The organism is Paenibacillus paeoniae, from assembly GCF_003388735.1.
In the GTDB taxonomy this organism is placed as follows: domain Bacteria; phylum Bacillota; class Bacilli; order Paenibacillales; family Paenibacillaceae; genus Pristimantibacillus; species Pristimantibacillus paeoniae.
Genome location: NZ_QUBQ01000003.1, coordinates 1 through 21,427, shown reverse-complemented (window position 1 = coordinate 21,427; position 21,427 = coordinate 1). Strand labels below are relative to the sequence as shown.

19 protein-coding genes, 6 tRNA genes and 1 rRNA gene are annotated in these 21,427 nt (G+C 50.0%); 1 reads left to right on the top strand and 25 read right to left on the bottom strand.

The window, feature by feature from the left end; all coding sequences use genetic code 11:
* Nucleotides 1-5: 5 nt before the first annotated feature.
* From DX130_RS16470 to DX130_RS16390, 17 genes are all read right to left on the bottom strand, one after another.
* The gene (locus tag DX130_RS16470) at nucleotides 6-1,763 is read right to left on the bottom strand and encodes a tetratricopeptide repeat protein (protein WP_116047291.1); all 1,758 of its coding nucleotides are present in this window, start codon (nucleotides 1,761-1,763) and stop codon (nucleotides 6-8) included.
* 583 nt (nucleotides 1,764-2,346) lie between these two features.
* Nucleotides 2,347-3,297 carry a ribose-phosphate diphosphokinase gene (locus DX130_RS16465; protein ID WP_116047289.1) on the bottom strand — a complete coding sequence of 317 codons (951 nt, stop codon included), beginning with the start codon at nucleotides 3,295-3,297 and terminating at the stop codon, nucleotides 2,347-2,349.
* 141 nt (nucleotides 3,298-3,438) lie between these two features.
* Nucleotides 3,439-4,116 carry a bifunctional phosphoribosyl-AMP cyclohydrolase/phosphoribosyl-ATP diphosphatase HisIE gene (hisIE, locus tag DX130_RS16460; protein WP_116047288.1) on the bottom strand — a complete coding sequence of 226 codons (678 nt, stop codon included), beginning with the start codon at nucleotides 4,114-4,116 and terminating at the stop codon, nucleotides 3,439-3,441.
* A complete protein-coding gene (gene hisF, locus DX130_RS16455) occupies nucleotides 4,116-4,874 on the bottom strand; it encodes an imidazole glycerol phosphate synthase subunit HisF (protein ID WP_116047286.1) in 759 nt (252 codons plus the stop codon). Before hisF ends, hisIE begins: the two co-directional genes overlap by 1 nt.
* Nucleotides 4,875-4,895: 21 nt before the next feature.
* Nucleotides 4,896-5,528, bottom strand: coding sequence for an imidazole glycerol phosphate synthase subunit HisH (hisH, locus tag DX130_RS16450; protein ID WP_116047284.1), 633 nt, complete (start codon nucleotides 5,526-5,528; stop codon nucleotides 4,896-4,898).
* 1 nt (nucleotide 5,529) lies between these two features.
* Nucleotides 5,530-6,129 (bottom strand): imidazoleglycerol-phosphate dehydratase HisB, encoded by a 600-nt coding sequence (gene hisB / locus DX130_RS16445; protein ID WP_116047282.1) that lies wholly within the window; start codon nucleotides 6,127-6,129, stop codon nucleotides 5,530-5,532.
* Nucleotides 6,130-6,221: 92 nt separating this feature from the next.
* Nucleotides 6,222-7,514 (bottom strand): histidinol dehydrogenase, encoded by a 1,293-nt coding sequence (gene hisD / locus DX130_RS16440; protein ID WP_116047280.1) that lies wholly within the window; start codon nucleotides 7,512-7,514, stop codon nucleotides 6,222-6,224.
* A 124-nt stretch (nucleotides 7,515-7,638) separates the two neighbouring features.
* Nucleotides 7,639-8,280, bottom strand: a complete 642-nt coding sequence (hisG, locus tag DX130_RS16435) for an ATP phosphoribosyltransferase (RefSeq protein ID WP_116047278.1) — start codon at nucleotides 8,278-8,280, stop codon at nucleotides 7,639-7,641.
* Nucleotides 8,277-9,503, bottom strand: coding sequence for an ATP phosphoribosyltransferase regulatory subunit (locus tag DX130_RS16430; protein WP_116047277.1), 1,227 nt, complete (start codon nucleotides 9,501-9,503; stop codon nucleotides 8,277-8,279). Before DX130_RS16430 ends, hisG begins: the two co-directional genes overlap by 4 nt.
* A gap of 323 nt (nucleotides 9,504-9,826) precedes the next feature.
* A complete protein-coding gene (locus DX130_RS16425) occupies nucleotides 9,827-10,318 on the bottom strand; it encodes an acyltransferase (protein ID WP_206098836.1) in 492 nt (163 codons plus the stop codon).
* On the bottom strand, nucleotides 10,305-10,973 hold the full coding sequence (ppaX, locus tag DX130_RS16420) for a pyrophosphatase PpaX (RefSeq protein ID WP_116047273.1): 669 nt from the start codon (nucleotides 10,971-10,973) through the stop codon (nucleotides 10,305-10,307). The genes DX130_RS16425 and ppaX overlap by 14 nt, the downstream gene beginning before the upstream one ends.
* A 38-nt stretch (nucleotides 10,974-11,011) precedes the next feature.
* The gene (gene lgt, locus DX130_RS16415; RefSeq protein WP_116047272.1) at nucleotides 11,012-12,016 is read right to left on the bottom strand and encodes a prolipoprotein diacylglyceryl transferase; all 1,005 of its coding nucleotides are present in this window, start codon (nucleotides 12,014-12,016) and stop codon (nucleotides 11,012-11,014) included.
* A 54-nt stretch (nucleotides 12,017-12,070) separates the two neighbouring features.
* Nucleotides 12,071-13,009, bottom strand: coding sequence for an HPr(Ser) kinase/phosphatase (hprK, locus tag DX130_RS16410; RefSeq protein WP_116047270.1), 939 nt, complete (start codon nucleotides 13,007-13,009; stop codon nucleotides 12,071-12,073).
* 129 nt (nucleotides 13,010-13,138) lie between these two features.
* On the bottom strand, nucleotides 13,139-14,653 hold the full coding sequence (locus DX130_RS16405) for a DUF4179 domain-containing protein (protein ID WP_116047268.1): 1,515 nt from the start codon (nucleotides 14,651-14,653) through the stop codon (nucleotides 13,139-13,141).
* The gene (locus DX130_RS16400; RefSeq protein ID WP_116047266.1) at nucleotides 14,616-15,176 is read right to left on the bottom strand and encodes a sigma-70 family RNA polymerase sigma factor; all 561 of its coding nucleotides are present in this window, start codon (nucleotides 15,174-15,176) and stop codon (nucleotides 14,616-14,618) included. Before DX130_RS16400 ends, DX130_RS16405 begins: the two co-directional genes overlap by 38 nt.
* 138 nt (nucleotides 15,177-15,314) lie before the next feature.
* On the bottom strand, nucleotides 15,315-16,436 hold the full coding sequence (locus tag DX130_RS16395) for an ABC transporter ATP-binding protein (protein ID WP_116047264.1): 1,122 nt from the start codon (nucleotides 16,434-16,436) through the stop codon (nucleotides 15,315-15,317).
* Nucleotides 16,437-16,525: 89 nt separating this feature from the next.
* The gene (locus DX130_RS16390) at nucleotides 16,526-17,665 is read right to left on the bottom strand and encodes a PucR family transcriptional regulator (protein WP_116047262.1); all 1,140 of its coding nucleotides are present in this window, start codon (nucleotides 17,663-17,665) and stop codon (nucleotides 16,526-16,528) included.
* A gap of 197 nt (nucleotides 17,666-17,862) precedes the next feature.
* Here DX130_RS16390 and ssuE point away from each other — a divergent pair, with 197 nt between their 5' ends.
* Nucleotides 17,863-18,426: an NADPH-dependent FMN reductase gene (gene ssuE, locus DX130_RS16385; protein WP_116047260.1), complete on the top strand. Its 564-nt coding sequence runs from the start codon at nucleotides 17,863-17,865 to the stop codon at nucleotides 18,424-18,426.
* Between the two features lie 306 nt (nucleotides 18,427-18,732).
* Here the strand turns inward: ssuE and DX130_RS16375 are convergent, their stop codons facing one another.
* From DX130_RS16375 to DX130_RS16340, 8 genes are all read right to left on the bottom strand, one after another.
* The gene (locus DX130_RS16375) at nucleotides 18,733-20,289 is read right to left on the bottom strand and encodes a DUF4434 domain-containing protein (RefSeq protein ID WP_116047257.1); all 1,557 of its coding nucleotides are present in this window, start codon (nucleotides 20,287-20,289) and stop codon (nucleotides 18,733-18,735) included.
* Between the two features lie 218 nt (nucleotides 20,290-20,507).
* Nucleotides 20,508-20,583 (bottom strand) — tRNA-Lys (locus DX130_RS16370).
* A 12-nt stretch (nucleotides 20,584-20,595) separates the two neighbouring features.
* Nucleotides 20,596-20,679, bottom strand: a tRNA-Tyr gene (locus DX130_RS16365).
* Between the two features lie 36 nt (nucleotides 20,680-20,715).
* Nucleotides 20,716-20,791 (bottom strand) — tRNA-Phe (locus tag DX130_RS16360).
* An 18-nt stretch (nucleotides 20,792-20,809) separates the two neighbouring features.
* Nucleotides 20,810-20,886: transfer RNA gene (locus DX130_RS16355), tRNA-Asp, on the bottom strand.
* A 10-nt stretch (nucleotides 20,887-20,896) separates the two neighbouring features.
* Nucleotides 20,897-20,972: transfer RNA gene (locus tag DX130_RS16350), tRNA-Val, on the bottom strand.
* Nucleotides 20,973-20,975: 3 nt separating this feature from the next.
* Nucleotides 20,976-21,052, bottom strand: a tRNA-Met gene (locus DX130_RS16345).
* Nucleotides 21,053-21,254: 202 nt separating this feature from the next.
* Nucleotides 21,255-21,427 (bottom strand): 23S ribosomal RNA (locus DX130_RS16340); the annotation flags it as partial.

The following is a 21,427-nucleotide window of genomic DNA, read 5'->3' as shown; positions in this document are numbered from 1 at the left end:
TCAGATTAGTCTTCTTTTGGTTGCTGCGAGAAAAATACAGAGTTGATGGACTTCATCTTCTCCTTAATGCCGCAAGCCTCGTCGATCAGCTTCACATGCTTGCTAACCGTTGCTATGGAGGTTCCGTATCGAAGCGATACCTCATGATAAGATATCGCGCGGCGATGCATCTTGGCTGTCAAATATTCCAGTGCTGCCGCCCACCCCTCCGGCTTCGCGAGCTTTGGAACATTGGGATAGACCCTGGTTAGAAATTCAACCCATAGGGTCATCATATCATGCTGCTGAACAAGATCATAATGCTTGCTCATGCGGCTAATAGCCGCCTGGGCCACCGCTTCCCACTTATCATCCCATTCCGGCAGTCTGGACGGTACACGGTTCGGCTCAATGACCGTCTCCTTACCCTCCAGCACAACTTGAAGCGGCTCCTGAACGCCCATCGTACGAAGCACGAACACCGCAATCTTTTTCAAATAATCGTCTTCCTCCGGCTCTAACAGGAATGCGCGAAGCACATCCTTCACTTCATTATCGGCAATCATGCCGAAAGCTTGAATTACTTGCAGCTTCGTATGCTTATCGCCATGACGCAGCGCCCAGAAGAAGGACGAACGAACAAGCGGATCGCGCTTCAGATGATCTGGCATCCCATCCGTTGATTTCTCCCATAGCTTGAACTGCTCCTCGAACGGCAGATGGTAATGATAGCTTAGGGGCGAGGCCGCTTCTCCGCTGCGGATGAGCTGAAGCTGCTCCAAGTAGTAATGGGCCACACCAGAGGCGGGATCCAGCTTCATCGTTCCCCTCCATAAACGCTCAGCGTCATTCAGCCGTCCTGAATTAAAGGCAGCCACAGCCGCATAATGATGCAGACATGGGTCCTGTTGCGCTTCCCCGTCTTTGATCAATCTCATGAAGTGACGGCGAGCGACATCATGCTCCCCTAGTATTCCCATTGTGGTCGCCAACTTAAATGCATGCTCCTGATGGAACGGCACGGTTTTGACCAGCAATGCGGTCAGCCCTTTCAAGCTTTCGATATCTTCCTCATGTTGATAGAAGATCGCGAGGTTGCACAAGGCGTGAAGATTGCCCGGCTCATGCTCCAATACGCCCTGGATACAAGTCTTGGCCTTTTCGAATAATCCCATATAATAATACGCCAGCGCGAGATTGTTGCGTGCTGCAAGGAAGTCGGGCTGCTGCTCCGCAATCTCTTCCAGAATGCGAACAGCCTCGGTAAACTTCCCTTCCTCCAGCAACGATCGTGCTTGATCGTGCTCAATCATCCCTTGACGGGATTTAATATTTTTTAACGGCGCGGGTCTCTCCAGCTCATACTGGAGCAGCCCCATCATCTCTTCCGCCTCATCCAAATAATGCCCTTCCGCATCCTCTTGCAAATACTGGACCAGCGACTGCTCGGCCAATTCGTACATTTCCATATTGGCAAAGTTATTCGCCATATAGAAGTGGCATTCGGTCATCTCCGGGTCAAGCTCCTCAATGATCCACTTCAGAATCTCATTGGACTCCTTGTAATTGCCCATCTCTGACATAATGCCCGCCATATTGCAATGATTCACAGGATTTTCCGGTTCATACTCGACGGCTCTGCGAAAATACTTCAGTGCCTTGTCGTAATGATATCGATCCAGCGAACGAACCGCGCGCTCGAAAAAAAACGTAGCGTCCCATTGTATAGGTATAATCTTGGTTCCTGCTCCTTCATTAACAGCCATACGTTTCTTTTCCTTCATTCGCAAGGCACCTCCCTGTATGTTTTGCTTGTGCAAACCACAATTGTACGTTCTGGCATGGTTTCGCTGAAGCAAAACAGCCTGTGTTTCTATTCGTTATCGTTAAATTACGTTCTGCATGAGCAAAACAACCCTAGAGTGTAGCGCACGCTCCTGCAGGAGACAAGCACAACCACCTGGCGGCCATCGTCATGTTTTGCGCATGCACAACGCAATTTCAAGCCTTGCTCTATTTATCTTTGTAGAGCTTTATCGATCTATATAGCGTATCCTTCGAAAAGTATATGCTTTCCATGTCCGATGACATGCAATAGGGCAACTGCAAAAAAGTTGCTGCTGGTTTTCTGTGATTGCTTGGAAAGCATAGGGCAGCAGCGGAGCGCAAACCTTTGCGCACGATAACGTACATCTTCGGCTACAACAGCAAAAAACACACCTGTATCGGTTTTTAAGATTATACCATAGCCCCACGGAACTCAACACGTAAGATTATTGGATATCCCGAAAGTCGAAAAGATCGCGGACAGCAAGGGCCGCCCGCGATTCTCTCTTCATTCCTATGCAATTACGGTGCAGATAAGCGCTATACGCCTTTGTTTTTGAACAGCGTACTAATCGATCCGCCGTCCAAAATAATGCGTGTCGCTTCCGCTAAAAGAGGCGCGACCGACAGGATCTTGAAGCGTTCCGGCGTCGTCTCCGGCAACATGATGGAGTCGGTTACGATCACTTCTTTAATATTGGGATGATCTAAACGCTCAATTGCGGTTCCTGAGAAGAGCGGGTGCGTCGCGCAGACGTATACATCCTCAGCGCCTCTTTCTTTCAAGCCCTCGACAACATTAACAATCGTATTGCCCGTATCAATCAGATCTTCAATAATAATCGGTGTCTGGCCTGCAACATCGCCGATGACGTGTGTAATGGACGATTCATTGTGGGCTGGGCGTTTCTTGATCATAATGGCAAACGAAGTGTCCAGGTAATTGGCCAGCTTCTCCGCCGTGGATGCACGGCCTGCGTCCGGTGAAACGACAACCGGGTTCTTAATGTTCTTGGACTTCAGATAGTCGCTGATCAGATCCAGCGCCGTCATGTGGTCTACCGGAATATTGAAGAAGCCTTGAATAGCCGGAGCATGCAGATCGATCGTAATGACGCGCGTTGCGCCTACTGTCGTCAACACATCTGCCAGCATTTTCGCCGAGATCGGCTCCCTTGGAGCTGCCTTGCGTTCCTGGCGCGCATATCCATAGTACGGCATGATAATGTTAATTGTTCTTGCGGAAGCGCGTTTCGCTGCATCAATCATGACAAGCAATTCAACGAAGTGCTCGTTAATGGGATGCGAGAACGATTGAACCAGAAACACATCGCAATTCCGTATCGTTTCTTCGTAGTGGACATAGATCTCGCCGCTCTTGAAACGGGACAGCTTGATTGCACCTAGGTTCAGCCCCAGATCGCTGCTAATTTTCTGAGCCAATACCGGATTTGACGAACCCGAAAAAATACGCACCTTGTCGCTTAACATGATACCCTCCTGAGCGTTTCAACCAAATAATTTAAAACTTTAATCATTCCATCATTCTTACTTGTCCTATTATACATTGATTTACCGATAATTCAAAAAGGTATTGCTACTATTTTTCGACAAAGTCATGACTTCCGACATTTACCGCATTTTATTCGTCGTTGGTTTGCCGTGGCGGTTCTCCAGCTCGGACATGATAGCATCAAGCGGAAGTCCCCTTTCACGGAGCAGCACCATGAGATGGAAGAGCAAGTCGCCTGCCTCGCTGCGCAGCTCGTCGTTGTCTTTATTTTTGGCCGCGATGATGACTTCGGCGGATTCTTCTCCTACTTTTTTCAGGATTTTGTCGACGCCTTTGTCGAAGAGATACGTCGTGTATGTGCCGGACGGACGCTCCGCATAACGCTGCGCAATGACACCTTCCAGACGACCCAAGATACCGAATCGGTCAGCAGCCGGTTCCACGCCTTCTTTGGCCCCGTCGCCCTCAACGGCAATGGAATTGAAGAAACAGCTATAGCTGCCTGTGTGACAAGCCGGCCCATGCTGATTCACGCGGACCAGCAAGGTATCGCCGTCACAGTCATAGGCCATGGAGACGATCCCTTGTGTATGCCCGCTCGTCGCGCCTTTATTCCAGAGTTCGCCTCGCGAGCGGCTCCAGAACCACGTTGTCCCCGATGTAATAGAGCGCTGAAGCGACTCCCGGTTCATGTAAGCAAGCATAAGCACTTCTTTGCTTTGCGCATCCTGTACAACTGCCGGTACGAGGCCATCAGCATCCCACTTAATCTGTTCCTGAATCTCTAACGTTCCCATTATCTGACCTCGACTCCCTTCTTGCGCAGATCTTCCTTCACTTCTTGTATCGTCATTTCCTTGTAGTGGAATATCGTTGCCGCGAGAGCCGCATCTGCGCGCGCTTCCTCGAACACTTCATGGAAGTGCTGAATCAGTCCCGCCCCGCCGGATGCTATAACCGGAATGCCTACGGAATTAGATACAGCTGCGGTCAGCTTCACATCGAAGCCGTCCTTCGTACCGTCCGCGTCCATGCTCGTCAGCAACAGCTCGCCCGCTCCCAGCTTCTCCGCCTCGCGAGCCCATTCCAGCGCACGAATGCCCGTCGATTGACGGCCGCCATGCGTGTAGACTTCCCACTCGCCCCATTCGGAATTGAACTTGGCATCAATGGCTACTACAATACATTGCGAGCCGAATCGGCGAGCGCCATCGGATACAAGCGATTTATTTTTAATGGCTGCCGTATTAATGCCGATCTTGTCCGCACCAGCGCGCAGCAGTCTGGTCATATCATCGACATGCGAGATGCCCCCGCCTACGGTGAAAGGAATCGTAATCTCCCCAGCCGTACGCTTCACCACCTCAATCATCGTCGCCCTGCCTTCAACGGAGGCTGAGATGTCCAGAAACACAAGCTCATCTGCACCCTCGCGATCATAAGTCGCCGCGAGCTCTACCGGATCTCCCGCATCGCGAAGATTCACGAAATTCACGCCTTTCACGACGCGGCCGTCCTTCACATCCAGACAAGGAATAATTCGTTTTGCCAGCATGTTCTCTCTCCCCTCTCCTGATCAGGCCATTGCCGTCTGCGGCTTGCCGCTTCCCGACAATGCGAGGAAGTTGCCCAGCAGAGCCATACCCAAGTCTCCGCTTTTCTCCGGGTGGAACTGCATGCCATATACGTTGCCGCGGCCTACGATTGCAGTAACCGGCCCATAATAATCTGTCGTTGCCAGCAAGTCGGACGCCAAGCCCGTCTTCGCGTGGAAGGAGTGAACGAAATAGACATGTCCTCCCTCAAGTCCGCGGAATAACGGGGAATTCCCTTGCAGAAAGCTCAACTTGTTCCAACCCATATGCGGAATCTTGAAGTCGCCGCTGAATCGGATGACTTCACCGGGAAGCAATCCGAGACCTTCGTTTTTGCCATACTCCTCGCTCTCGCTGAACAGCAACTGCATGCCCAGACAAATACCAAGAATCGGCTTGCCGGAGGCCGCGTACAATTTCACAACTTCATCCAGTCCGGTATCGCGCAAGTTCGCCATAGCGTCGCCAAATGCGCCCACACCCGGCAGAATCGCGCCGTCGGCCTCCACAATTTGCTGGGGATCGGCCGTTACGACCGCTTCATAACCGAGACGCTCTACAGCTTTGCTCACACTGTGGAGATTTCCCATGCCGTAGTCAATAATGGCGATCATCCTACAGCACTCCCTTCGTCGAAGGCACTCCTTGTACGCGAGGATCAATGCTGGTCGCCTCGTCAAGCGCTCTGCCCAGAGCCTTGAATATGGCTTCGATCATATGATGCGTGTTTTGGCCATAGTGCACAATGACATGCAGCGTAATGCGCGACTCCAGCGCAAGCTTCCATAGAAACTCATGAACAAGCTCGGTAGAGAAGCTCCCTACCTGAGCAGATGGATATTGCGCGCGGTATTCAAAGTGCGGCCGGTTGCTCACGTCGATCACGACCTGTGCCAATGCCTCGTCCATCGGCACGAATACACTGGCGTAACGCTTGATTCCGCGCTTGTCGCCCAGCGCCTCGCGAAGCGTCTGACCCAGGCAAATGCCGATATCCTCTACCGTATGATGATCATCGATCTCAATATCGCCTTTCGCATCGACCGTTAGATCGAATTGTCCGTGCTTGGCGAATAGATCGAGCATATGGTTCAGGAACGGAACATCCGTCTCCAGCTGAGATTGTCCTGTACCGTCCACCGCAAATTTGAGCTTAATATCCGTTTCATTCGTCTTCCGCGCAACCGAAGCCTCGCGCACCGCTTGTTCTGTCATTGTAACTCCTACCTCCATCTATGGGTTCCTTCATTTAACGCTTGCGTTCAAAAAGCTAGCCGTACGCCAGCAACCTGTTCTCTAATTCCGAGCTACCTCGTGTCGTTCTCATGATCCAGACGCACCTGAATCGCTCTGGCGTGACCTTCCAGCCCTTCGTGACGAGCCAGCGTCATAATGTTCTCGCCGTTTTTCATCAGAGCTTCTTTGCTATAGTAGATTAAGCTCGATTTCTTCATAAAGTCGTCCACGTTCACCGGCGAGGAAAAACGAGCCGTACCGTTCGTCGGAATAATGTGATTCGGTCCCGCAAAATAATCGCCTACCGGTTCTGAGCTATAAGGCCCCAGGAAGATTGCTCCCGCATTCTCAATTAAGCCCAACACCCTCATCGGCTCCTCGATCAGCACCTCCAGATGCTCCGGAGCTAACTGATTCACCACATCAATACCCGCTCTAATCGAATCCACCAGCAAGATCGCACCGTAATGGTCAATAGAGCTTCTTGCGATGTCTTCTCTCGGCAGCGTAGACAACTGACGTTCCACCTCTTCCGCTACCGCTTGAGCTAGTGACTCCGACGGAGTCACCAATATAGATGAAGCCATCTCGTCATGCTCCGCTTGGGACAGCAGATCGGCTGCAATATAGGCCGGATTCGCCGCTTCATCTGCCAGCACGACGATTTCACTCGGCCCTGCAATGCTGTCGATATCGACAGCACCGAATACGGCGCGCTTCGCCAGTGCCACGTAGATGTTGCCGGGTCCGCATATTTTATCAACCGGAGCAATCGTCTCCGTCCCGTAAGCAAGAGCCGCAATCGCTTGCGCCCCGCCGACGCGATACAGCTCCTTCACTCCCGCTTCAGCAGCGGCGACCAGAATATAAGGGTCGATGCCTTCCTTGCCCCCTGTAGCCGGCGGCGTCACCATGACGATCTCAGGTACACCTGCCACTTGAGCCGGAATCACATTCATCAGCACAGACGAAGGGTATGCCGCTTTGCCGCCTGGCACATAGACGCCAACGCGTTTCAGAGGACGCATAATTTGTCCCAGCATTGTCCCGTCGGGCTGAAGGTCCGTCCATGAATTGCGCAATTGCTTCTCATGGAATCGGCGGATATTGACGGCTGCTTCGCGCAATGCTGTCAGGAAAAGGGCATCAACACGGTCGTAAGCCGCCTCAATCTCCTCCTGCGTCACACGCAGCAAAGAAGCATCCAGCTTCACTTTGTCATGCTGCTCCGTGTAGCGCAGCAAAGCTGCATCGCCTTCCGCCTTCACTTCTGCCACAATTCGCAGCGCACTTTCATTCTGCTCCGGCGTACCGTATTCCACTTCACGCTTCAATCCAAATTGCTCTGCACGCATAATACGCATGTTCCGTCTCTCCTCTCCCTGCGCTCAGTTGCCGCGCATCTTGCTCTATCTTCAAGCTGACAACCCAGCGATCCCTCCGACTCACGAAGAACTAGGCGAAACGTCTGCCAATCATTCACTCCAATTAACCCTTCGTTGCAATCGTCTCCTGCAATCTGTCGCACAGGCTCTGAATGCTATCGTTCTTCATTCGGTAGCTCACCCGATTGGCAATGAGCCGGCTCGTAATACCGAAGATCGTCTCCATCTCAATAAGTCCGTTCTCTCTCAGCGTCTGCCCCGTCTCCACCATATCGACGATCCGATCAGCCAATCCGATCAGCGGCGCAAGCTCAATTGATCCGTTCAGCTTGATAACCTCAACCTGCTGTCCCTGCTCACGGAAGTAAGCGGATGCTACGCTTGGGTATTTCGTCGCCACGCGAGGCTGAATCGTCGGCTTCCAGTCCGGGAGCCCGATAACGGACATCCGGCACTTAGCAATGCCCAGATCAAGAAGCTCATAGACATCCTTGTCTTCTTCCATCAAGACGTCTTTACCGACAATGCCAATATCGGCTACGCCGTATTCCACGAACGTCGGCACATCGACCGGCTTCGCCATAATAAATTCCATCTTCGCTTCCGGCTGTTCAATAATCAGCTTGCGCGTATCGTCGAAGTCGCCCGGAATCGGAATGCCCGCTTCACGGAACAGCTTGAGCGCTTGCTTGTAAATTCTGCCCTTCGGCATCGCAACCTTCAATATTTCCTTATCGCTGTTCATGTTGCGCTGCCCCCATTCGTCCCTTGGCCTGCTAGATAAACCAAAAGATTAGTATATCGAAGCCCTTTATATTCGAAGTGATCGGAATGAGCCGCCTCCTGCAGCTCATTCGAGAGCGAGTCCTCTCTTACGGTTACAACAAGCGCCCCTTCTCCGCGAAGCCGCTGTGCCTCCGCCAGCGCTTCATCACGACCGGTTGAATCGTATACGATGAGCGTGCGCTCTTCTTCATTGTCATTCTCCGCACCCAGAAGCTCAAGCACTCTCGTCGTCTTCAGCGCAAAGCCTGTCGCGCCGGCAGGACGTCCGAACTGAGCCAGCAGATTATCATAACGGCCTCCGCTTACAACAGGGAAGCCTAGATCAGCAGCATACCCTTCAAAGGTCATACCCGTGTAATAAGAGAAGTCACCAATCATCGTCAAATCAATCAAGACATGCTCGCTGACTCCATAGGCCTTCAGTGCATCCCAGATTTCGCACAGATGGCTGATCGACTCCCTTGCTGTCTCATCCAAACTCAGTTGCAGCGCCTGATCGCAGATTTCTCCGCCTCCGCGCAATCTTAAGATGCCTTCAAGCTCACTTCGTACCGGCTCCTCCAGCGACAGCTTCCGCAGTTGATCGCGGTAGCCTACATAATCACGCCCAAGCAGGCATGATTTGAGCAGTTCTTGCTCTTCCGTACGATTTGGCAATGCTTCTCCGAGCAAGCCGTTCAAGAACCCAACATGACCGATGGCTATCTTGAAGCGTTCCACGCCAGCAGCCTTTAGCGAAGCGATGGCCAAAGCGACAACTTCGGCATCAGCCTCCGCAGAGGAATCGCCCACAAGCTCTACACCCGTCTGGAAAAACTCGACCTCCCGCCCAGCTTCTTCTTCAATGGAACGGAATACATTGGAATGATAGGACAATCTCAGAGGGAATTCAGATTCCTTAAGCAGCGAAGAGACGACCCTCGCAATAGGGGACGTCATATCGGAGCGCAGGACCAGCGTCGTTCCGCGGTTATTGAGCAGCTTATATAATTTATGGTCAGATGTGGAGCTCGCTGCCCCCACCGTATCGTAATATTCCATCGTTGGCGTAATAATTTGTTCATAGCCCCAGCCGCGCATGCAGGCCAGCGCTTCGCGCTCGATATGACGAAGCTTGCGAACCGCCTCCGGCAAATAGTCCTTAGCGCCAGTTGGCTTCTCGAACATCTTTGGTTTAGACATAACCGTTCTCCTTCATTAATGCTTTAGTGATTTAAAGTGTTACCATACTACCAAAATAAAGATATTAGTCGTTATCGTAGCATGATTAACGCTCTTCCGTCAAGCCGTCACAGCCCCAATTCGTGACCTGTTGACCCAGCTTCTCCTTGTATCGGCAGATCCCCTACTATTTAATAGAAGAATCATCCTCTTTCATAGAAAAAAAGGACATCCTCCTGCGACTGCGTTCAGCGTCTGCTTCGCCGTTCGCACCCCGCATGAAGGACATCCCTGCTGCTGAATCACTCTTATGATATATTGCGGATATCACCGCACAAAAATGACTAGGAGTCAGAACTGCGCTCGATCAGCCTCATCGGATTACCGCCAACAAAAGCATGGGGCGGCACATCCTTATGAACGACTGAACCCGCTGCGACAACAGCATGATCACCAATGGTGACACCGGGGAGAATGGTCGTGTTCGCGCCAATCATGACATGATCGCCGATATGTACATGGCCGAGCCGATATTCTTTGATCAAATATTCATGCGTCAGAATCGTCGTATTATACCCGATAATCGAATTGTTCCCTACCGTAATTCGCTCCGGGAAAAATACGTCCACCATAACCATCAAGGCAAAAGCCGTATGCTCGCCGACCCTCATCCCCAGCACACGGCGGTAAATCCAATTTTTCCAGGGCAGCACGGGACAATATCGAGCCAATTGAATGAATATGAAATTTCGTACCGCCTTTATTCTGCTTACAGTTGAGTAGACCTGCCATAGGGCATTCGGCCCCTCAACGGGGTAACGTTCAACGTCTCTCAAGCGTCCCCAGCTCCGATCCCGTAAAAGCATACAGCTCCCGCATATCATCAATGACATACGATGCACCGGCATCCCTCAGAATCTGGCCTCCCTTAAGCGACCATGCGACGCCGACACCAATCGCTCCAGCTGCAACTGCAGACTGAATGTCGACCGTGCTGTCGCCGACCATCATCGTTGTAGCAGGCTCCGCCTTCAGCAGCTCCATCGCTTTCAGTACCGGCTCCGGATGCGGTTTAGCATGCGTAACATCATCGATCGTCACAATGGCATCAATATAATCGTAGATGCCGACGAACTTGAGGCCCCTTTCTGTCGTAAGCCTCATCTTTGTCGTTACAATACCGATCTGTACACCTTCGCGATGAAGCCTCTCCAGCACCTCATTCACATAAGCGAAAGCTTGGACCAAATCATCGTGCAGCCTCAAATTGACGTCACGGTACGCCTTCACAAGATGCTCTACATCGTCCAATCCCGAGAACAGCTTCATCTGATCAGACAATTTAAGCCCCATGCTGGGGATGATATGATCCCTGCCGAAATCTTCAGGCACATAACCCTTCAGCGACTCCAGAAAAGAACGGATAATAAGCTCATTCGTATCCAGAATCGTGCCGTCCAGATCGAATAACATCGTACGAATTCCATTCATGTTGACTTGCCTCCTAAGCTATCCCTCAAACCGTTCATTTATTTCTTATCTTTGCCTGCGCCCGCTTCAGCTGCGATCTCTTGTCCATCTGCTGTTAATCCGTTACGCTCCGGCTTCGTCGTTACAATCGGATCAGAGTAGCGCACATCCGCTTTTCCGGTCACGCGTCGTACAATAATGAATATGATCGCTGCGATAATCAACAGGAGAGCCAGCAATTGCGATATCCGGATATTGCCGTACGCCGGATCCAGGAACCCTTTATCGAATAGTCCGCTCATTGGTGCCCATAGCCCGTTCATCATAGAAGCCAACCAGCTTGGTCCCATAAAGGCTAGGCTGTCTGTACGAAGTGCTTCAATAAAGAAGCGGCCAATGGAATACCAGATGAAGTAAGCAGCTGTCATTTCACCGACGCGAATAAACTTCTGACGACGAATAATAAATAAGACAGCTAGTCCCACTAAGCTCCATAGCGATTCATAGAGAAACGCCGGGTGACGGAATGCGCCTTCCGGAATCGCGGAATCTACAATAAACATATGGTTCACGATAAAGGACGGAATATGCAGCGTATTGCGAAGGAAGTCTTCGCTAACAGGTCCGCCGTATGCCTCTTGGTTCATGAAGTTGCCCCAGCGGCCAATCATTTGTCCTACCAGAATGGAAGGAACAGCAATGTCCGCAATTCTTAAGAAGCGGTAACCTTTATATCTTGCATAAATAATACCGCATATGAAAGCCCCGATAATGGCGCCATAGATGGCGATACCGCCCTCCCATATTTTAAACACACTAAGCGGATTGTCCTTATAATCTTCCCACTTGAACGCTACGTAATAAATACGCGCCACAATAATAGCCGATGGCGCTCCAAGCAAGAGCAAGTCCATGAAGAAATCCGGCTTGATGCCGAACCTCTTGCCTTCCTGCACGGCGAGCATCAGACCCGCCAGCGCGCCCAAACCTAATATTAGGCCGTACCATTTGATTGAGAAGCTGCCGATCTCGAATAGAACTGGATTAATCGCGAACGTATCCATTGGTTTGATCTACTCCCTCATTCCATAATTAGCGTACTTGCGAAAACCTTATCTTCAGTCGTAATCATCCATATCATCGGCTATCGTCTCGGTGAGTTTGTTTGTGAATTGCAGGGCAGCATTATAGCCCATCCGCTTCAAACGGAAGTTCATGGCGGCTACTTCGATAATAACGGCCAAATTTCGTCCCGGACGAACCGGAATAGTAACGAGCGGTATGTCTGTATCGATGATGCGCGTTACCTCTTCATCAAGGCCCAAGCGGTCATACTGCTTATCCTGCTGCCAATTCTCCAGCTTGATTACAAGACCGATCCGCTTCTGTGTACGGACAGCACCCGCTCCGAATAGCGTCATCACGTTAATGATGCCTAGACCGCGGATTTCAAGCAAATGGCGAATCAGCTCAGGGGCCGTCCCGTGCAATTGTCCGTCGGAGGTTTGACGAATTTCGACCGCATCGTCCGCAATCAGACGGTGGCTTCGCTTCACCAGCTCCAATGCCGTCTCGCTCTTACCGATGCCGCTTCCGCCTGTAATCAGCATGCCTACGCCGTATACATCGACCAAAACTCCATGAATAGTAGCCGTCGGGGCAAGCTTATGCTCCAGGAAGTCCGTAATGCGGCTGGAAAGAATCGTAGTTGCTGTATTGCTGCGCAGCACAGGCACTTGCATCGCATTGGACTGCTCAATTAACTCTTTGGGAGCTTCCAGTCCGCGTGTCAGAATAATGCACGGCGTGTCCTCGTTGCACAGACGCACCATGCGGTTCTTCCTCTCCTCGCTATCCAGCATATTAAGGAACGAGATTTCCGTACGTCCCAAAAGCTGTACCCGCTCGCTCGGGAAGTAATGGAAGTAACCCGCCATCTCAAGGCCCGGACGGTACAAGTCGTCTACTGTTATGTTGCGTTTAAGTCCGTCCTCACCTGCTATAATTTCCAGCTGGAACTGCCGGACGAGTTCAGAAACTTTCACTTTTTTCGGCACGGTATGGACCCCCTTCATCTGCGCGTACAAGCTATGATCTGTCCGTATGTACATGAATATTTCCAATGTCTTCATCGTAATGCAAAAAGACGCCGAACGCAACGTTTCCCGCTGCTTGGCGCCTTTCCTTTATTTAATTCGGACGGATATATCTTGAAGAGCATAACCATAATATTGCTTCACATCTAATGTCAGCGGCTGAACATAGTCTTCGTTAGGAATATGGAAGTAATAAAAACCCGTGTGCTCTTCACTGACTCGAATGGCTACATAATTTTGCCCATGAGTATCCCCATAGTTAATTTGATAGCTATTCCCTGAAGCATCGCGGAACAAACCTCCATATTCGAATAACATAAATCCGCCATAACTGGCTCCGGGAGCCGGAGCATCCAGCAGCAACTCAAATTTGAGATCGACTCCATCCTCCCATTGTATAACCTCTCCCAGAGAGAGCCTCTCGTCAGGCGCGCTGATCAGTTGCTTCTTCTCCGTATCGATCACAACCTTCATATTGCGATCATTCATAAAAACTCCTGTTGCCACAAGCGTCAAGGACTTGATCTTCTGGAAACTGTTAAGCTGGTAATACTTTCTCATTGAATTCTCCAAGCTTCCCATGCCGGTCGATGAAGTATAGCTTCTTCCCTTATCATCTATCAGTCTTACATCTATTAGGTCAATGAGTTCCTTCGTGTTGAGCGGATCTTCCTTGAAGTCTACAGTGACCTGAAGCGGTGTAATTCTGACCTTCGTGATCGTAATCCTCTGACCCGCTACCTCAATCGTTTCGTTCAACTCCTGCGTTTCTTCCAGCTCAGCAAATTTCTCATGATCGATTGGAACCTTTACTTCCAGCCATTCGTCCCCTAGTTGCATCATAACACCCAGCTCCTGAGGTATGGTCTCTCCGGGTGCAAATCGAATGTCGAGATAATCTTGCAGAACTCCTTCTCTTTGGGTCGCATCACGGAAAAAATGAGCGCTTGAGGACATCGCTTGAAGATCCGCTCCGTTTTGGTCTTTCAGCTTATAAGCCAGAAAGGTTGTATCCTCTTCCGTTATTCCCGGACCTTCCGCCGTGTACAGGAGAACAATCCGTTCCGAATCGGCAAGCACACCATTAACGGTAAATTTATAACCATTTTTCTCATCCGATTGATTCACGAGCTGAAAATACTCATGGTCTAAAGCGGTCTTTAAAGAGCTGTCGTAGGATACCAATTCCACAAAGCGACCAAATCCGGGAATGTCCTTCACGATCGCTGCGAAAGTCGGAGAGATTCGCACGAAGGCCGTTAGCAGAAGCATCAGACTGATTGCCGCGATACCCGTTCGCAGACTGATTCTCTTCCTCCGAGCGGAGACACTTCGTCTGCGTCCGCTTGTGTAACCATTACTTAAAGCAAGATCCAACCGAGAGTCTAGGTCAGATTCGCTATTCAGCGCCATCTTCCCCTCTACTCGTTGGCGATCACTCCTAAGACTGTCCAGCAGCTCGACAAACTCTGGTTCAAATGCCAGCTCATCGTTTCTCTCCAACGATTCCTGCAAGCTGTGTCCGTGGACCTCAGCCTCCTTCATCGAAGCAAGTGACTCTTCGCCCTTAACCTCTTCCCCATCCTTCTTCCACGACTCGCTCATGCGCTCTCCCCTCCTTCCCCTGTTCCATATCCTGCCGCAATTGCTTCAATGCCTTGTGCAGCCATGTCCGGATGGTGCCATCCGGCTTCTCAAGCAAATCTGCTATCTCTGTAATGGTCATATCTCTGTAATACTTCAGCACAACAATCATCCGGTACTGCGAAGGAAGCTTGGCAATCTGCTCCGCCATTCCGATTGACTCAATCAGTCGATCGGTATCCGTTGTCCTCTCCAATCTCTCCGCAGGTGATGGCCGCTCCCGATCCCTTTTTTTCCGTTCATTCATACAGACATTGATCAATATTCGTATCATCCACGTTGCAAAATATTGCTCATTCCGCAAGCTGCGCCGTTTCACCCAGACGCGGCATACTGTCTCCTGCACCGCTTCAAGCGCATCCGTCTCATTGCGCATATACGCATAAGCGATGCCATACATCTTGTTCTTTTCCTTCTGTATTCGCTCCAATAACGCGACATCATCCTTACGCAGGTCCGCGCCATTGCGTCCTTCACTCCCCATTTCTTCCCTCCACTCCTGCCGATTTCCATCTTGTCGTATGTATTAGACCGTTCAACTCCGCAAACGGTTTTGCTTTATCGAAAAAAAATAAAAAAGAGCCTCCGGAATGAACCGGAGACTCCTTGGTATATTAGGCTATTAGTTATCAAAAATGTTCAGTTCAGTCTCTTTGTCGAACAGGTGAACCTTGTTCATATCAAGAGCCAGTTTCACGCTTGCGCCATCACGAATTCCGGATCGGCCGTCTACGCGTGCGATAACTGTGTCGGAACCAATACCGTTCAGGTACAGATACATTTCGTGACCAAGATTCTCAGCAACCTCAACGTTCGCGTTCACGATCGAGTTAGGGGATGCTTCCAGGAATACAGGCTCTTCATGAATGTCCTCAGGACGTACGCCCATGATCAATTCTTTGCCGATGTAGCCCTTGGAGCGAAGCGTAGCCGCTTTGCCTTCTGGTACGGAAACGTCAACACCTGGAGCTTTGAAGCGAACTGCGCCGCCTTGCTCAGAAATAGTGCCCGTAATGAAGTTCATGGATGGAGCGCCGATGAAACCAGCAACAAAAATGTTCTTCGGATTGTTGTACAGTTGCTCCGGAGAATCTGTTTGTTGAATGAAGCCGTCTTTCATAACGACGATACGATCACCCATTGTCATGGCTTCGATCTGGTCATGCGTTACGTAGATTGTCGTTGTTTCCAGACGCTTTGTCAGTTTGCTGATTTCCGCGCGCATTTGGCCACGAAGCTTAGCATCAAGGTTGGAAAGCGGTTCGTCCATCAAGAATACTTGAGGCTCACGAACGATCGCACGGCCCAAGGCTACGCGCTGACGCTGACCACCGGAAAGTGCTTTTGGTTTACGGTCAAGCAAATGCTCGATATCAAGAATTTTAGCAGCTTCACGAACACGTTTGTCGATGTCTGCTTTTTTGAATTTACGAAGTTTAAGACCGAATGCCATGTTTTGGTACACGTTCATGTGCGGATACAAGGCATAGGATTGGAATACCATCGCGATATCGCGATCTTTAGGAGCAACGTCGTTCACAAGACGGTCGCCGATGAACAATTTACCTTCCGAGATTTCTTCAAGACCCGCGATCATACGAAGAGTCGTCGATTTACCGCAACCGGATGGTCCGACCAATACGAGGAATTCTTTGTCCTGGATGTCTAGGTTTACATCGGTTACAGATGCTTTGTCCGAACCCGGATATTTTTTGTAAATGCCTTCTAAGCGTACGCCTGCCATGATCAATTTCCCCCTAAAAAAGAATTTCGATATGCATCTATCTTATCCCACAGGGAGGCGGATGACTATGCACATACCTTACAAAAAATTTAATTTCTTTTCGTAACTTTGTACAATAGCAATATAATCTTTACCAAAACGGCATCACGGAACTGTCTAACATCAAGACCTGTCTCCTGCTTCAGCTTGTCCAGCCGGTATAACAGCGTATTGCGGTGAATGTACAGCTTCTTCGCCGTCTCGCTTACGTTGCAGTCCAGGGAGAAGAAGGTTTCCAGCGTACTGAGCATCTCCGCTTCTACGAACAAATCCGCCCGCTTCAACGATTGCTCCAAATACTTGGAACGGTTCGACTCCGGGATCGCATTAAGGAGCCGCTCCAATTGCAGCATCCATGGCAAATGAATATTAGTCCCGATGTGAAACTTGCGGCCCAGATGAATCGTCTCACGCAGCATAATTGCCGCTTCAACCATTCCTTTTGCCGGAGATATGGGATGCGTTACGGCCAGATGGCACTCGCCCAGCCATTCGCTTGCCAGCATCTCATGCAGACCGATGGCGATCGAAGCAAGACTGTCTTCCATCGTTTCTTCCTCCGCATGCTCAAGCATCTCTGCATCCTCATCCTTCAGAAGAGACAATGGCCCCCATATCAGCCACTCTCGGCTCTTGAGCGGAATGAGCAAGATATCGTCGGACAGGAAAGAGCGAAGCAGCTTCTCTAGCTCCGGATAGACGTCTTGTTTGACACTAGACTGCTCGGCTACTAGCAAAAACGGGATCATATCATGGTACAAACGACTACCCACTGTCATAAGATCAGGAAGCGAATAGACAGGCTCCTCTGCTTCGAGCTGCTTCTGAAGCCATTCACCCAGCTTGAAGGCCAGCTTCTCCGACTCCGAAGCGCCTTGTTCGGATCCCGACTTCAATCCATTGGCAGCATGACGTAAGGACCAGCCCATCAATTCCTTGTCCTTCAAATCCAGGTCAAGCGCTTCCATTTCCAGGACGGCCAATTGCTTCTCATTCGATTCAGCTACCATCCAGAGCTTTCTGTCGTGTTCAATCCAAGCTCCTACCGACACGGCTTCATCCGGGGATTCTACCGAGACCGTTTCCGCCCGATCGGCAATCTCTTTCCATTCCGGCACTTTGATGGTCATTACCGTTAACGGTCTGTTCATAATTTTCTCTAGAGGCTTCAACCATTCATATGTGCTCATTCGATTCCACTCCCATGAAAAATAAGCGCTCTTTTTCGTCATTGTATCATATCGTTCTGCCTAATACAGCTTTGTCTGCCGTTTGACCGAATAAGGCTTTCATGGTATTCTCTAGCAGAGAAATCTTATCGGATAAGACGACTATATCACGTACTCATACGTATATACGTGCTTACTATAAAGGAGATGCATGTTTTATGTCCAACTCTATTGTCATCATCTCGGGAAGTCCGAACGCAACTTCGCGGCTGAACGGCATTATTGATTTCGTACGAAGAGAACTGGACCTTCAAGGCTACCCCTCCAAGACCATTACGGTTGTCACTTTACCTGCGGAGGATCTGGTCCATTCCCGCTTTGGCAGTCCGGCCATTGTGGAAGCGAATAAGCTCGTTGAGGATGCAGCAGCTGTTATTATCGCCAGTCCGGTCTACAAGGCTTCCTTTACCGGCGTCTTGAAATCTTATATTGATTTACTGCCGCAAAAAGGGCTGGAGGGCAAGCTTGTATTGCCTCTCTTCATTGGTGGTACGCTCGCTCATCTGTTGTCTATCGATTATTCCCTCAAGCCAGTGCTTGCATCCATGGGAGCGCGTCACTTCATCCGAGGCGTCTATGCGACGGATAATCAAGTGAACCGCATCCAAGACGGAAGCAACGAAACGAAGTTCGAGGTGATTGAGGATCTTGCTGAGCGGCTTCAAGCTTCCGTGCAAGAGTTGGTTGAGGAGCTCGTTCTGCGCAGCCGCGTTGCACAGTAATGAAAGAAAAAGCTGCATAACGAGTCATAGCGACTCTTATGCAGCTTCTTTTTTTTGACCTCGTACACCCGTTTAATTATGAACTTGGATTTCATCAATGAACGTCCATGCACTGCTGGCTGGCATGACTTCGACCTTGACATAAAGGCCTGTCACGTCTGACAATTCGTTCATACGATATTTTCCCGTCTGATCGGAGCTGTTATTCGCAGGCTTCTCGATTGTTCCAACATTCGTAAAGTTGACATTGGCTGAGGATGCAGAGAGTCGCACTTCCTTCGGCAACCAGACATAGAACGACGTTACCTACCAAAGGTTCGGATAGATCATTCGCGTCGGGGTTGCGGCGGATACGGCCGCAGTCAGCGGCGACAGATTGCCTGCGGCATCGAATGCTCTGACGGCATAGGTATAAGAAGTGCCCGGTGTTAACTGTTTATCAACAAAGCTCGCTGCAGTTGCATAACTGGAATGAACATGCTCGCCATTGCGATAAATCTGATAACCCACTACGCCTGTATTATCCGTAGATGAACCCCAGTTCAAATGAATGGTCATGGAGTCGATTACGTTCGCTGTTAGTCTCGTAGGAATTCTCGGGGCTGCCGTATCCATCATACCCGTCGCGAGATAGTCAGCGTAAGTCTTATAATACAGCGGATTTACAGTCTGAGGACTCATATAATGGTTGAAGCTGAAGCTCGTATAGTGGCTTACATACGGTTCCACGACCAGCATATTGTCCAGCATAATCCTCATGTCCATTGGTCTGAAGTCTATATTGAACGTCTCCGTGTCGGCCCATAGAGCCGTACTCGGACTTGAAGACGCAATAGCCCTTTTCGTCGCGGCGAACCAACTGTCCAGATCAGATGTAGCCGCATGGCCAGCGCCGATTCCGTCCTGCAGAGCAATGATGTCAATATCCGTATGACTTAAGATATAGCTCCACATTGTCTCCCAGCCAGAAGGCATAAGCCCGCCGGATACATTGTAAAACGGCGAGATCATAATCGGAAGCCCTGGCGATACCGTATGGGCTACAGTCGTAACATCGTTATAGAATTCCGCCATGCGCTGCCATGACGTGATGTCAGGCAAATTCGAATTATCTACCTCGAAGCTTAAATACCAGCCCTTGAAGGAGTCATAGCTGCCATATTGATTCCACAAATCCTCAATTAAATCACCTGCAATGTCCGCTTCTTCTTCCAGCCATGCGACATTGTTCGTATAGTTGGAGAACCATTCATGATTGAGCTGAAGCCCCATATAAATATCGAAGTCATACTTCTCTCCCATCTGCAACGCCTTCGCAACAACGTCTTGTGATGAGCTCTGCGTCAAACCGGCTACTGTCGTCGGATAAACGGCTGTTCCAAATTCCGTATTGGCCGACCACTGGAGAATCAGATGATCCATGCCGACGTCCTTCATATATTGAAATTCTTTTTCCCATTGCGCTTGGCTCCAATGATCGCCCAACTCCGGCTGCAGGAACGAGCCGTTTAATTTAAGTACCCCTGTATTCACCGGTTCAGTCTCCAGCACACTCCTTTCATCCACGAAAGACCAACTGCCTGGCGTGCCGGGCATGGTCATTGTCACATAACATGCAGGAATGGGTGTATCCGTAAGCAGCAGTGCCGCAGTGATCCCATCGGTCAGTTCCATACCATGAGTGTCAGGTATAGACGTATTCGCGGTCATGCTGAATGTATAGCTTTTTCCATCAAACAGATTGCTTCCCGCTGCGTGTACCTGTCCTAGTTCAAAGGGAATACACCACACAACAATCATCATGATACATAATGCGTTGATCCATTGAATTCGGATATCTCGTTTCTTTAATATCTTCTTCATGGCCCAATTCCTCCTTTACACGAAGCTTGGAATCCTTTTCAATCAGGACATATAAATTATAGTTAGCATTTAGACTAGCCAGATTGTCTGCCAGACATTCGGAATCATTTTTTCACGATCAAAACAAAAAAGACCCCCTCATCGAGGAAGTCTTTAAAAAACAAAAAAAGAGAGCTAAGACTCTCTGCCTGTTTGCATCTTCAGTTTTATAAAAAAACTGGTGAGCCATGTAGGACTCGAACCTACGACACCCTGATTAAAAGTCAGGTGCTCTACCAACTGAGCTAATGGCTCTCATAAAGAAAATGGTGGAGGATGATGGATTTGAACCACCGAACCCGAAGGAAGAGATTTACAGTCTCCCGCGTTTGGCCACTTCGCTAATCCTCCATATACAACCTTTTTCCTGATTGCTTCAGAAAAAAGTGGTGGCTCGGGACGGAATCGAACCGCCGACACGAGGATTTTCAGTCCTCTGCTCTACCGACTGAGCTACCGAGCCTTACTTTATTGAAAAAAATGGCGGAGCTGACGGGATTCGAACCCGCGGTCTCCTGCGTGACAGGCAGGCATGTTAGGCCTCTACACCACAGCTCCAGGATTTGAATGGTGGAGGATGACGGGATCGAACCGCCGACCCTCTGCTTGTAAGGCAGATGCTCTCCCAGCTGAGCTAATCCTCCATATGGTAGCGGCGAAGGGGATCGAACCCCCGACCTCACGGGTATGAACCGTACGCTCTAGCCAGCTGAGCTACACCGCCACATGTCCCCGAAATAGTCTCTCGCTGCGCTCGGGGTCGCTTGCAAGGTCAGGCAATGATATCACCAAATATCATGTGCAACTGAGTTCATCTAGATGGAACTTGTCCATCCAGAGAAAAGAATTGCGCCCTGAAAACTGGATACGAAAGTAGCTGTTTTTTCACTTTAGCTTGTCTGTGGCTTGTATGAACCACAAACGATTAGGATAAGCCCTCGACCGATTAGTATTCGTCAGCTCCACACATTACTGTGCTTCCACCCCGAACCTATCAACCTCGTCGTCTTCAAGGGGTCTTACATACTGGGAAATCTCATCTTGAGGGGGGCTTCACGCTTAGATGCTTTCAGCGCTTATCCCGTCCGTACTTGGCTAC